Raw genomic sequence first — 12,527 nt, 5'->3', positions numbered from 1 at the left:
CCGCTTACTTGTACAGCAGCTGCGGCAGCCACAGCCCGATCTGCGGCCAGATGTACAGCAGCACGATCGCCAGCACCTGGATGCCCATGAACGGCAGCATGCCCAGGAAGATCTGGTTCAGCGTGACGTGCGACGGGCTCACGCCCTTCAGGTAGAAGGCCGCCATCGCCACCGGCGGCGACAGGAATGCCGTCTGCAGGTTCAGCGCCACCAGCAGCCCGAAGAACAGCGGATCGACACCGAAGTTGTCCAGCAGCGGGATGAAGATGGGCATGAAGATCACGATGATCTCGGTCCACTCCAGCGGCCAGCCCAGCAGGAAGATGATGACCTGGCTCAGGATCAGGAACTGAACCTTCGTGAGGTTCATGCTCAGCACCCACTGTTCCACCAGCGCCTGGCCGCCCAGCAGCGCGAACGCCGCCGAGAAGATGGCCGAGCCGACGAACAGCCAGCACACCATCGCCGAGGTCTTGGCCGTGAGGAAGACCGATTCCTTCAGCACCGTGAGGTTGAGCCGCCGGTAGGCCGCGGCCAGCAGCATGCCGCCCAGCGCGCCCATGGCGGCGGCCTCGGTCGGCGTGGCCAGGCCCAGCACGATCGAGCCCAGCACCGAGAGGATCAGCAGCACGAGCGGGAAGAACGAGGCCAGCAGCATCTTGAAGATCTCGAGCCGCGCGAAACTCAGGAACAGGTAGAACAGCGTGACCATCGCACCGAAGACGGCGAAGGTGACCCACCACCAGGTCGGCGCGGGGCGCGCCGTGGCGCCTTCGGCCGGGGCCGACGATGCGGCGGCCGGCGGTTCCGCGACAGCGGCTGCCGGTGCGGCGGCTTCGGCAGCGGCACCGGGCGGTTCCGCCAGCGGGCCAGAAGACGCGGCCGTCTCTTCCGACGGCGGCTCTTGCAGCCCGCCTTCGGGAGGCGGTTCCTTCAGGCTGTCGTTCGACGGGGGCTCCTGCAAGCCGCCCGCGCTGCTCTCGCCGCTGGCCGCTCCGGCCGCGCCGATCTCCTGGATCTCGTAGCGCGCCTGCGCTTCCACCGTCGTCACCGACTGGTAGCTCAGGCCCGCGGCCAACAGGAAGAGCACGCCGGGCATCACGACGATGCCCAGTTGCTTCAGCACATGCGAGAACGGCACGTCGGCGTTGCGGCGGCCTTTCAGCAGCCCGACCACCGCGTGCGCGGCGGGGCTGTCGGCCAGCCGCTGCGACAGCGGCGGCAGCGGCACCACGCGCTCGGCCTGCGACAGCGGCGGTGCCCACTGCGGCTTCAGCCACGCGATGATGATCACGTACACCACGTACAGCGACGCGAGCATCAGCCCCGGAAAGAAGGCGCCTGCATACAGCTGCACCACCGACACGCCCGCCGTCGCGCCGTACACGATCAGCAGCACCGACGGTGGAATCAGGATGCCCAGGCAGCCGCCCGCCGTGATCGCGCCCGCGGCCAGCGGCACGCTGTAGCCCGCGCGCAGCATGGCCGGCAGCGCCAGCAGGCCCATCAGCGTGACCACCGCGCCGACGATGCCGGTCGCGGTGGCGAAGATGGTGCAGGTGACCAGCGTCGCCACGGCCAGCGCGCCCGGCAGCCGCGCGAGCGCCAGGTGCAGGCTCTTGAAGAGCGACTCGATGAGGTTGGCGCGCTCCACCAGGTAGCCCATGAAGACGAACAGCGGCACGGCGATCAGCACGTCGTTGGCCATGGTCTTGTAGGCCGACTGCACCATCAGGTCGAGCGTGCGGTGCCAGTCGCGGTCGTAGGCCAGCCAGGTGAAGAGCATGCCCATGCCCATCAGCGTGAACGCCGTGGGAAAGCCCAGCATGATCGCCACCACGACGAGCGAGAGCATCAACAGGCCCAGGTGGCCGTTGGTGATGGTGTCGGCGCTCAGCAGCATGGCTGCCGCGGCGACGACGATGACGGCCATGAACGACAGGCCGAACCAGAGTTCGCGGCGGATGTTCATCGCGCGGCCTCCTTGGCCACCACCACGCGGTCGAGCGCGGCGATGTCTTCGTCCTTCACGTGCACCATCTCCTTGAGCTTCTCGACGTCGACTTCCTCGACGTCCTGCTCGCGCGACGGCCAGGCGCCGGTGCGGATGCACTGCACGCAGCGGATGATCTCGACCACGCCCTGCAGCAGCAGCGTGAAGCCGGCCAGCGGAATGATGTACTTGAACGGATACAGCGGCAGCGGCTCGGCCGAGAAGGTCTGCTCGCGGATGGCGAGCGACTCGCCCGCATAGACCCAGCCGGCCCAGGTCAGCGCGATGATGCCGGGCAGGAAGAACAGAAAGTAGAGCACCAGGTCGACCAGCGCCTGCGTGCGGGGACGGAAGAAGCCGTAGAGCACGTCACCGCGCACATGGCCGTTCTTGGAGAGCGTGTAGGCGCCGGCGGTCATGAACATGGCGCCATACAACATGATCTGGGCGTCGAGCACCCAGGCGTGCGGGCGGTTCAGCGCATAGCGCGAGAACACCTCCCAGCTGATGAGCAGCGTGAGCAGCAGCGCGCACCACGAGAACGTCTTGCCGATCCAGGTCGAGAACCGGTCGACGGCCAACAGGAAAGATTGCATCGAAAGGGGCTCCTCGCTGCGGGCGGTGCCGCGCGGACAGGCAAGCAAGGAGGGCACCGCGCGGGTGCCCTCGAGTCGGCGGATGGCCTCAGGCCTTCTTGGCCTTGGCGCCGAAGTAGTGGTTGTAGGCCATCTTGAAATCGACCGTGTAGTCGTTCTGCCATTGGCCCGCGCGCTCGGCAAAGGCCTTCTGCGAGTCGAGCACCTTCTTGAACATCGGGTTCTCGGCCGACTTCTTGGCCACCGTCTTGTCCCACGAGGCCAGCTGCGCGCGCAGGATGGCGTCGGGCGTCTTGTAGAACTTGATGCCGGCCTTCTTGAGCTCGATGTAGTCCTGCGAGTTGCGCTGGATCGCCTTCCAGCTCATGTCGGCGCTCGCGGCCTGCACCGCGTAGTCGATGATCGACTTGAGCTCGGTCGGCAGCGCCGTGAGCTTGGCCTTGTTGAACAGGATTTCGAACTGCTCGCCCGACTGGTGAAAGCTCTGCAGCATGCAGTTCTTCGCCACGTCGGGGAAGCCCAGCACGCGGTCGCTCGAGGCGTTGTTGAACTCGGCCGCATCGATCAGGCCGCGGTCCAGCGCCGGCACGATCTCGCCGCCGGGCAGCGGGTTCACGGCCGTGCCCATGTCGGTGAACACGTCCACCGCCAGGCCCACGGTGCGGAACTTCAGGCCCTTCATGTCCTCGACCTTGGCCACCGGCTTCTTGAACCAGCCCAGCGGCTGCGTGGGCATGGGGCCGTACAGGTAGGACGCCACGTCCAGGTTCAGGCTCTTGTAGATCTCGTCGATCAGCGCCTTGCCGCCGCCGTAGTTGTGCCAGGCCAGGACCATGTTGGCGTCCATGCCGAAGCCCGGGCCCGAACCCCACAGCGCGAGCGCGGAGTTCTTGCCGTACCAGTACGCGACCACGCCGTGGCCGCCGTCGAGCGTGCCCTTGGCCACCGCGTCGAGCAGCTGGAAGGCGGGCACCACCGAGCCGGCGGGCAGCACTTCGATCTTGAGGCGGTTGCCCGCCATGTCGTTCACCTTCTTGGCGAAGTCCTGTGCGTACTCGTGGAAGATGTCCTTCGCCGGCCAGGTGCTCTGGAAACGCAGCGACGTGGTTTGGGCCATGCTGACCATCGGCGCGGACATGGCGCCTGCAGCCACTGCCGCGCCTTTGAGAAGGCTGCGACGGCGGGGCGATTTGCTGTCTGTCATGTGTCTCTCTCCATAAGTTCTCTGACCGGAACACCCAGGCCGTCGTCTTCAAGTTATGGTTTCGACAGGCCGCGACCCCCATCTTTGGCGCGCCACACCTTGTGACAAACAGGGTTTTCACGAACCGGTGAAAAATTCCATCATCTGGCGTGCAGATCGATCGCCCCGAACCGCCAAAGGCTTCGGGCTAACCCTAGAAATTGGAAAGAAAACGCGAACATGAGTGAACCCGTTGGAGAAAAAGGCTACGCCGGCGACGTGACGCCCGAACAAGCGGCGCAGTGGGTGAGCAGCGGCGAGGCCGTGCTGGTGGACGTGCGCACCGATGCCGAGCGCGAATGGGTCGGCTATGTGCCCGGCGCCGTGCCGCTGGCGTGGAAGCAATGGCCGGGCATGGCGATCAACCCGGCGTTCGACGACGGCGTGCGCGCCGCTGCAGAGGGCGGGAAGAAGCTGGTGCTGCTGTGCCGCAGCGGTGTGCGCTCGATCGCCGCGGCGAAGCGGGCCACCGAACTGGGCGCGCAGGCCTACAACATCCTCGAAGGCTTCGAGGGCAACCCGGACGAGAGCGGGCACCGCGGGTTGATCGGCGGCTGGCGCAAGCGCGGGCTGCCCTGGCGCCAGAACTAGAGAGCGCCGCTCGCCTCACTCGGACGTGGCCGGGTCGATCACGCTGTACACCCGGTCCACACGGTTGGCCGGAAAGCCACCGAGCTCCGCGTGCCGGCGCACCAGGGCCTCATCGGTCGCCTGGTAGACGCAGTAGATCCGGTCGTCGGTCACGTAGCTGTGGATCCACTGGATGTCGGTGCCCATGCTGTTGAGCACGCCGCAGGATTTTTGCGAGATGGCTTTCAGGTCCGCCGGGGTGAACTTGCCGGCGCCGGCGATGTCTCGCTCGATAACGAACTTGGGCATGACGTACTCCTCTGTCTAGAATCGGTCGAAGGCGACCAGTGCCTATGGTGCCAACGCGCAGCCGTTCTGCATTGCCCGCCTCGCCGGACTTGTTGACCGAAACCCCGCCCTCGCTTGCCGGGAGGTGACCATGGATGTCTTGTCGGACGTGCTGCGGACCATCCGCCTGGAGGGCGCGCTGTTCCTGAACGGGGACATGTATGCACCCTGGTGCTTCAAGGTACCCAAGGGCGCGCACATCGCGCAGCTGCTCAGGCCCGGCGCGCAGCGGCTGGCCATCTGCCACCTGGTGCTGCAAGGCGAATGCTGGGCCGAGGTCGACGGTGAGGCGCCGATCCACGCGCACGCCGGCGAAGTGATCGCCGTGCCGCACGGCGACGCGCATGTGCTGGGCAGCGGCCTGCACCATGCGGCCGTGGACATGTCGCATGTGGTGAGTCCGAGGGCGCCCGAGCTGGAGCGCATCCGCTACGGCGGCCAGGGCGATCGCACGGTGCTGGTCTGCAGCTGGTTCGCGTACGAAGGCGACGCGCCCCATCCCGTCATGGCGAACATTCCGCGTCTGTTCACCACGCCGCTGCGCAGCAGGCCGGCGGGCCCGTGGATCGAGCAGTCGGTCGACTTCGTGTTGGGTGATGCGCCGTTGCACACGCCCGGCTCGGAGATGGTCGCCGCCAAGGTGGCGGAGGTGCTGTTCACCGAAGTGCTGCGCGGCTACATCGAATCCATGCCCGCCAACAACCCCGGCTGGCTGGCGGGCCTGCGCGACCCCCACGTGAGTCGCTGCCTGGCGCTGATGCACGCCGAGCCCGCGCGCAACTGGACGGTCGATGCACTGGCGCAGGAAATCCACACCTCGCGCAGCGTGCTGGCAGACCGCTTCACCGAACTGGTGGGTGCGCCGCCCATGCACTACCTGGCGCGCTGGCGGATGATCCTGGCCGCCGGCATGCTGCGCAAGGACCAGGGCAACCTGGCGCGCATTGCCGAAGGCGTCGGCTACGAATCGGAAGCCGCTTTCAACCGCGCGTTCAAGCGGGAGTACGGCGTGTCGCCAGGGGCCTGGCGGCACAACGGAGCCTAGCGACGCGCAGGCGCGCCAGGCTTGCTCCGGTCGCGATCAGAGCGCCGGGATGCGCAGCTTCTGCCCCGGATAGATCTTGTCGGGGTGCGACAGCATCGGCTTGTTCGCCTCGAAGATCGCGTTGTACTTGTTGGCGTCGCCGTAGTACTTCTTCGAGATGGCCGAGAGCGTGTCGCCGCGCACCACGTCGTGGTACTGGGCGGGCGGTGCGGGCGGTGCGACGAGGTTGTTGTCCACGCTCGTCACGTTGGCCACGTTGCCCGCGGCCAGCGAGGCTTTTTCGCTGGCTTCCTGCGAGGGCGCCTGGCCGGCGAGGGTGACCACGCCGCTGCTTGCAACGTAGGTCACCTCGAAGGCGGTGAGGCCGAGGTTCTGCGTCTCGATGTAGGTCTTGATGGCCGCGGCGGCTGCCGTGTTCGCATCGGGTGTGGCCGCTTCGGCCGACGAACCGCCGAACAGTTTTTCACCGGCCTCCTTGATGAAGCTGAGCAATCCCATGGTGTTCTCCTTGTGCCGTGGTGGATGGAAAAGGCGAATGTAGCGGCCGAACCGACCGCGTCCACGTAGGCCCACACCGCGACTGTCAAAGAGGCGCCAGCAGGAATAACAACAAAGTCGCAATAATCGCGCGCATGTCTTCCCCCTTCCTCGCCATCGACATCGGCAACACCCGGCTCAAGTGGGCGCTTTACGAGGGGGCCTTCCCCGGAGCGGCACTGCAGGCCCATGGTGCCGAGTTTCTCGACCACATCGAACGCCTGGCCGACGGCCCCTGGGCCGAGTTGCCCGCGCCCGGCTCCATGCTGGGCTGCGTGGTGGCCGGCGACACGCTGCGGCGGCGCGCCGAAGAGCAGATCACCGAGCGCTTCGACTGCACGCCGCGCTGGGTGGTGTCGAGCGCGGGCGAAGCCGGCATCGTCAACGGCTACGACCACCCGACACGGCTGGGCGCCGACCGCTTCGTGGCGATGATCGGCGCGCGCCACCGCATGCTGACGCAAGGGCCCGAGCGGCCGATGGTGGTGGTGCTGATCGGCACGGCCGTCACGGTCGAGGCGATCGATGCCAGCGGCAAGTTTCTGGGCGGCCTCATCCTGCCGGGCCACGGCATCATGCTGCGCGCGCTCGAATCGGGCACGGCGGGCCTGCACGTGCCCACCGGCGAGGTGCGCGAATTTCCCACCAACACCAGCGACGCACTGACCAGCGGCGGCACCTACGCCATCGCGGGCGCGGTGGAGCGCATGGTGCAGCACGTGCGCTCGCACTGCGGCGCCGAGCCGGCCTGCTTCATGACCGGCGGCGCGGGCTGGAAGATGGCGCCCGCCATGAACGGCGACTTCGAACTGGTCGAGAGCCTGATCATGGACGGCCTGCTCGTCATCGCGAAGCAGCGCGCCGGCTGAGCCTCAGGGCTTCATCAACGCCTCGCCCATGGCCTGGAAGGCGGGCAGGGTCAGCGGGTCGTTGCCTCCGTTCGCGGCGATCGGGTGCGCGGCGTAGCGCACGATCACCATCTCGGCCTTCGGATCGACGTAGATGCTCTGGCCGTGGATGCCACGCGCCATGTACGCGCCGTGCGGGTTGTGCGAGACCCACCACATGTTCCGGTAGCTCCAGCCCGGCAGCAGCGCGTAGCCGGCCTTCGCGAACTTCGCCGGGTCGGCGCCGCGCTGGATGTCGTCGACCACCGCCTTCGCAATGGCCTGTTGCCCGTTGGGCGCACGACCGCCGTTGCGCAGCGTCTCGCCGAAGCGTGCGATGTCGCGCAGCACGGTGTTCAGGCCGCCGCCGCCCGACTCGGTGCCGATGCGGTCGACCATGAAATACGCGTCCTGCTCGGCGCCGATGCGGCGCCAGATTTTTTCGCTCAGCAGGTCGGCCAGCGAGCGGTTGGACGCACGGCGCACCACCCAGGCCAGCACCTCGGCGTTGACCGTCTTGTAGGCAAAGGCGTCGCCGTGCGTGCCTTCCTTCTTGAGCGTGACCAGGAACTCGTAGAACGACTTCGGGCCCGTGTAGTTGGCGCCCTGCGTCAGCATGCCGCCGGCGCGCGCATAGTCCCAGACCTCGGCCTTCGGGTCGGCGTAGTTCTCGGAGTAGCGCACGCCGATGGTCATGTCCATCACCTGGCGCACCGTGGCGTCGCCGTAGGCCGTGTCCTTGAGCTCGGGCAGGTACTTGGTGACCGGCGCCGACGGGTCGATCGTGCCCTCCTGCGCAAGGATGGCCGCCAGCGTGCCCACGAAGGACTTGGTGACCGACATCGCCAGGTGCGGCCGCTCGGGCGTGAGCGCGCCGTAGTACTTCTCGTAGACCACCTGGCCGCGGTGCAGCACCAGGATGCCGTCGGTGTAGGTGCGCGTGACCATCTGGCCGAAGGTCTGCGTCTCGCCGCCGCCCATGGGCTGGAAGCGCACGGCCTCGATGTCGAAGCGTGGCGTGGCCGCCGGCAGCGGGCTGGCGGCACCGGGGCCGCGCCACACGTTGGCCGTGGGCACCGTCTCGCGCACGTGCGAGAAGCTCCAGCGGATGCGCGGGTACACGCCGCCGACCGGGTTGTCGAAGGTGATCTGCTTGTCGGGCGGTGGCGGAAAGCCCTGCATCCAGCCCATCGCCTCCACCGAGGTGGCGGCGGGATCGGGCAGCGCGGGCGGAGACGGGGTCTGGGCGTGGCTGGTGTTCACGGCAAGAAGGGCGAAGGCGGCGGCCAGCGCCGTGCGTTGAAAGAAGAAAAACGACGAAGAAGAGGGCATGCAACGGGCTCCAGTGGACGACAGAAAAGGAACAGGCATCAACAACGGCAGCAACGGCTTCAGCGGCCGCTGAAACGCGCAGGCCGGCGCTCGATGAACGAGCGCACGCCCTCGGCCGCGTCCTCGCTGTTCGACAGGCGTTTCTGCGTCTCGATGAATTCCGCCACGGCCGCCAGCGGCCCGTGTTCGATCGCCTTGAGCACGTTGAGCCGCGTGGCCTGCACGGCCAGCGGCGCCTGGGCCGCGATGCGCTGCGCGATCTGCAGCGCCGCGTCGAGTTCCTGCCCGGCCGGCACCACCTTCTGCACGAAGTTCAGGCGATAGGCCTCGGCGCTGTCGAACTCGTCGGCCGTGAGCAGGTGCAGCATCGCGTTGCCCAGCCCCGCGCGCTCGGCCATGCGCAGCGTGGCGCCGCCCGTGGCCATGATGCCGCGCTGCACTTCCATCTGCGAGAAGCGGCAGTTGTCGGCCGCCACCACGATGTCGGCGCCCAGCATCAGCTCGATGCCCACCGTGAAGCAGATGCCCTTCACGGCGGCCACCATCGGCTTGGTGCGGCGGCGGTAGCCCTCCAGGCCGAAGTCGTGCGGCTCCACCAGCCCGGCCGGAATCGCCTTCTCGCCGCGCTTCATGTACTCGGTGACCGCCGGCAGGTCCAGGCCCGCCGTGAAGTGGTCACCGAAGGCATGCAGCACGCCCACGTGCAGGCTCGGGTCGTCGTCCAGCCGCGTGTAGGCCTCGGCCAGCTGCTTGAACATCGGCGGCGTCCAGCCGTTGCGCTTGGCGGGGCGGTTGATGCCGATCAGCAGCACGTGGTCGAGCACCTGCGTGTCGATGCAGCCTTCGGCGGGCGGGGTGGTGGGGGTCGCAGTCATCGGTCTTGTCTCCTTGTTGTTGTCGTCGTGGCGCTGCGGATCAGTACGTGTACACGCCGCGGCCCGTTTTACGGCCCAGCTGGCCGGCGGCGACCATTTCCTTCAGCAGCGGGCAGGGGCGGTACTTGGAATCGCCGAACTGCTCGAGGTACACCTCCATCACGGCCAGGCACACATCGAGGCCGATCATGTCGGCCAGTGCCAGCGGGCCGATGGGCTGGTTGCAGCCCAGCTTCATGCCGGCATCGATGTCTTCGGCGGTGGCCAGGCCTTCGGCGAGCACGAAGAAGGCCTCGTTGATCATCGGCACCAGGATGCGGTTGACCACGAAGCCCGGCGCGTTCTTCACCGTGATGGGCGACTTGCCCAGCTTCTCGGCCAGCGCCTTCACGGCGTCGTGCGTGGCGTCGCTCGTGAGGTAGCCGCGGATCAGCTCCACCAGCGCCATCATCGGCACGGGGTTGAAGAAGTGCATGCCGATGAAGCGGTCGGCGCGCGAGGTGGCGGCGGCCAGCTGCGTGATCGAGATCGACGAGGTGTTCGACGCAATGATCACCTCGGGGCCGACCAGATCGTCCACCTGCTTGAGGATCTTGAGCTTGAGCGCGTGGTTCTCGGTGGCGGCCTCGATGACGAGCTGCGCGCCCTTCAGGTCGTTGTAGTCGGTCGAGCCCTTGACCAGCGCCAGCGCGGCGGCCTTCTGCTCGGCCGTGAGCTTTTCCTTCTTGATCAGGCGGTCGAGGCTGCCCGAGATGGTGGCGATGCCCTTGTCGACGGCGGCCTGGGCCACGTCGATCATCACCACGTTGACACCCGACACCGCGCAGGCCTGGGCGATGCCGTTGCCCATGGTGCCGGCGCCGATGATGCCCACAGTTTGAATCGTCATGAAAAATGCTCCTTGAAACAAAAAAAGAAAAGCGCAGGCGAGGGCGGGCGCGGGGCCGCCGTCGCGCAATGGCGGCCATTGTGAAGCAGCCCGGTGGGCCCGCCGTTCCCGTGGGCGACACTGCCCCGGGGTGGCTTACAGTGCTGCGATTGTTTTCAACCCTATTTTTTCGAGCCCTCGCATGACCACCCTCGGCACCCCCCTGTCCCCTTCCGCCACCCGCGTGATGCTGCTCGGCTCCGGCGAGCTCGGCAAGGAGGTGCTGATCGCCTTGCAGCGCCTGGGCGTCGAGACCATCGCCGTCGACCGCTACGAGAACGCGCCCGGCCAGCAGGTGGCGCACCATGCCCGCACCATCACCATGAGCGACCCTGAACAGCTGAAAGCGCTGATCGAGGCCGAGAAGCCCACGCTCGTCGTGCCCGAGATCGAGGCCATCGCCACGCAGACGCTCCAGGCGCTCGAAGACGCCGGCGTGGTGCGCGTGATTCCCACGGCCCGCGCCGCCCGCCTCACGATGGACCGCGAAGGCATCCGCCGCCTGGCCGCCGAGACGCTGGGCGTGCCGACCAGCCCCTACAAGTTCTGCGATTCGCTGGCCGAGCTGCAGGCCGCCATCGATGCCGCGGATGGAAAAGGAATTGGCTACCCCTGCATCGTCAAGCCCGTGATGAGCAGCTCCGGCAAGGGCCAGAGCAAGATCGACGGCCCGGCCGACGTGCAGAAGGCCTGGGACTACGCCATGGCCGGCGGCCGCGTGAGCCATGGCCGCGTCATCGTCGAGGGCTTCATCGACTTCGACTACGAGATCACGCTGCTCACCGTGCGCGCCAAAGATGCGGCGGGCACCGTCGAAACGAAGTTCTGCGACCCCATCGGCCACGTGCAGGTGAGCGGCGACTACGTCGAAAGCTGGCAGCCGCACCCCATGGCGCCGGCCGCGCTGCAGAAGGCGCAGCAGATCGCGCAGGCCGTCACGGCCGACCTCGGCGGCCAGGGCCTGTTCGGCGTCGAGCTGTTCGTGAAGGGCGACGAGGTCTGGTTCAGCGAGGTCAGCCCGCGCCCGCACGACACCGGCATGGTCACCATGGCCACGCAATGGCAGAACGAGTTCGAGCTGCATGCGCGCGCCATCCTCGGCCTGCCGGTCGACACCTCGCTCAAGAGCCCGGGCGCCAGCGCCGTGATCTACGGCGGCGTCGATGCCACCGGCATCGCCTTCGACGGCGTGGCCGAGGCGCTGCAGGTGCCGGGCAGCGACATCCGCCTGTTCGGCAAGCCCGAGAGCTTCGTCAAACGCCGCATGGGCGTGGCGCTGGTGCACGCGGCCGACACCGACACGGCCCGCAAGCTCGCCAAGGAAGCCGCCTCGCGCGTGAAGCCGCGCACGGCCTGAGCGACCCAACCCTCCGGGTGAACCCGCGAGCCGGGCCCCGGTAGCCAGTTTTCGCAAGCGACCCCGCAGCGGTGCGGGCATGGTGCAGGTCTTGTCGCCAGGACGCCGGTCGGGTGCGGGTGCATGCGGATACCCCGCAGGCACCCCGCCCTCCACACTGAGCGCTCCGTTCGATTCACCGGAGACACCATGCTGCATCCCCAGGCGCGCGCCTTGCTGGATTTCATCGAAGCGCGCGGCATTCCGCCGACCCACACGCTGTCGCCCGCCGATGCGCGGGCCTTCTATCGCGAGCGCCGCACGGCCACGCAGCCGCTGCCGGCCGAGGTCGCCGAAGTGCGCGAGCTCGCCGCCGACGGGCCGCACGGCACCATTCCGGTGCGGCTGTACAAGCCACTCGGCGCAAACGCAAGTGCGGGTCCGCTGCCCGTGCTCGTCTACTACCACGGGGGCGGCTGGGTCATCGGCGACCTCGACACGCACGACGTGCTGTGCCGCGAGCTGGCCAACGGCGCAGGCTGCGCGGTGGTCGCGGTCGACTACCGCATGGGCCCGGAGCACCGCTTTCCCACCGCCGTGGACGACGTGCTCGCCGCCACCCGCTGGGTGCGCCGCGAGGCCGCCGCGCTGGGGCTCGATGCGAGCCGCCTCGCGGTGGGCGGCGACAGCGCGGGCGGCAACCTCGCGGCCGTGGCGTCGATCGCGGCGCGCGATGCGGGTGACCTGCCGATCGTGTTCCAGCTCCTGATCTACCCGGCCACCGACATGCGCCGCGGCCATCCGTCGCACCAGGCGAACGGGCAGGGCTACCTGCTC

At 67.9% G+C, this 12,527-nt stretch carries 13 protein-coding genes; 5 read left to right on the top strand and 8 right to left on the bottom strand.

What is annotated here, in order from left to right:
- Positions 1-4 precede the first annotated feature (4 nt).
- The 3 genes from AAG801_RS21460 to AAG801_RS21450 all read right to left on the bottom strand — a co-directional run bounded on the left by AAG801_RS21460 (position 5) and on the right by AAG801_RS21450 (position 3,793).
- Positions 5-1,972: a TRAP transporter large permease subunit gene (locus AAG801_RS21460; RefSeq protein ID WP_341890183.1), complete on the bottom strand. Its 1,968-nt coding sequence runs from the start codon at positions 1,970-1,972 to the stop codon at positions 5-7.
- On the bottom strand, positions 1,969-2,589 hold the full coding sequence (locus AAG801_RS21455; protein ID WP_101491356.1) for a TRAP transporter small permease subunit: 621 nt from the start codon (positions 2,587-2,589) through the stop codon (positions 1,969-1,971). The genes AAG801_RS21460 and AAG801_RS21455 overlap by 4 nt, the downstream gene beginning before the upstream one ends.
- A gap of 88 nt (positions 2,590-2,677) precedes the next feature.
- A complete protein-coding gene (locus tag AAG801_RS21450; RefSeq protein WP_099793581.1) occupies positions 2,678-3,793 on the bottom strand; it encodes a TRAP transporter substrate-binding protein in 1,116 nt (371 codons plus the stop codon).
- A gap of 219 nt (positions 3,794-4,012) precedes the next feature.
- Here AAG801_RS21450 and AAG801_RS21445 point away from each other — a divergent pair, with 219 nt between their 5' ends.
- On the top strand, positions 4,013-4,423 hold the full coding sequence (locus tag AAG801_RS21445; RefSeq protein WP_341890182.1) for a rhodanese-like domain-containing protein: 411 nt from the start codon (positions 4,013-4,015) through the stop codon (positions 4,421-4,423).
- A 15-nt stretch (positions 4,424-4,438) separates the two neighbouring features.
- Here the strand turns inward: AAG801_RS21445 and AAG801_RS21440 are convergent, their stop codons facing one another.
- Positions 4,439-4,711 (bottom strand): DUF4242 domain-containing protein, encoded by a 273-nt coding sequence (locus AAG801_RS21440; RefSeq protein ID WP_101491353.1) that lies wholly within the window; start codon positions 4,709-4,711, stop codon positions 4,439-4,441.
- 130 nt (positions 4,712-4,841) lie between these two features.
- Between AAG801_RS21440 and AAG801_RS21435 the strand changes: the two genes are divergently transcribed.
- A complete protein-coding gene (locus AAG801_RS21435; protein ID WP_341890181.1) occupies positions 4,842-5,795 on the top strand; it encodes an AraC family transcriptional regulator in 954 nt (317 codons plus the stop codon).
- A gap of 36 nt (positions 5,796-5,831) precedes the next feature.
- Here the strand turns inward: AAG801_RS21435 and lysM are convergent, their stop codons facing one another.
- On the bottom strand, positions 5,832-6,293 hold the full coding sequence (lysM, locus tag AAG801_RS21430) for a peptidoglycan-binding protein LysM (protein ID WP_341890180.1): 462 nt from the start codon (positions 6,291-6,293) through the stop codon (positions 5,832-5,834).
- Positions 6,294-6,427: 134 nt separating this feature from the next.
- Between lysM and AAG801_RS21425 the strand changes: the two genes are divergently transcribed.
- Positions 6,428-7,201 (top strand): type III pantothenate kinase, encoded by a 774-nt coding sequence (locus AAG801_RS21425; RefSeq protein WP_153281755.1) that lies wholly within the window; start codon positions 6,428-6,430, stop codon positions 7,199-7,201.
- A gap of 3 nt (positions 7,202-7,204) precedes the next feature.
- Here AAG801_RS21425 and AAG801_RS21420 read toward each other — a convergent pair whose 3' ends face one another.
- From AAG801_RS21420 to AAG801_RS21410, 3 genes are read right to left on the bottom strand one after another with little or no spacing between them, the layout of a single operon-like run.
- Entirely contained in the window at positions 7,205-8,551 is a 1,347-nt protein-coding gene (locus AAG801_RS21420; protein ID WP_341890179.1) for a serine hydrolase, read from the bottom strand.
- Between the two features lie 59 nt (positions 8,552-8,610).
- Entirely contained in the window at positions 8,611-9,426 is an 816-nt protein-coding gene (locus AAG801_RS21415) for a crotonase/enoyl-CoA hydratase family protein (protein ID WP_101491348.1), read from the bottom strand.
- Between the two features lie 40 nt (positions 9,427-9,466).
- Positions 9,467-10,315 (bottom strand): 3-hydroxybutyryl-CoA dehydrogenase, encoded by an 849-nt coding sequence (locus AAG801_RS21410; RefSeq protein ID WP_099793566.1) that lies wholly within the window; start codon positions 10,313-10,315, stop codon positions 9,467-9,469.
- Between the two features lie 181 nt (positions 10,316-10,496).
- On the opposite strand from AAG801_RS21410, the gene purT reads away from it, so the two are divergent.
- Both purT and AAG801_RS21400 read left to right on the top strand, forming a co-directional pair.
- Positions 10,497-11,711, top strand: coding sequence for a formate-dependent phosphoribosylglycinamide formyltransferase (gene purT / locus AAG801_RS21405; RefSeq protein WP_341890178.1), 1,215 nt, complete (start codon positions 10,497-10,499; stop codon positions 11,709-11,711).
- A 189-nt stretch (positions 11,712-11,900) separates the two neighbouring features.
- Positions 11,901-12,527 (top strand): alpha/beta hydrolase (locus tag AAG801_RS21400; RefSeq protein ID WP_341890177.1); only part of this gene is annotated, 627 nt, incomplete at its 3' end.

The sequence above is a fragment of the Variovorax sp. YR752 genome, assembly GCF_943372545.1.
Note: the sequence above shows the minus strand (reverse complement) of the source record. Positions and strands in the feature narration are given on the sequence as shown.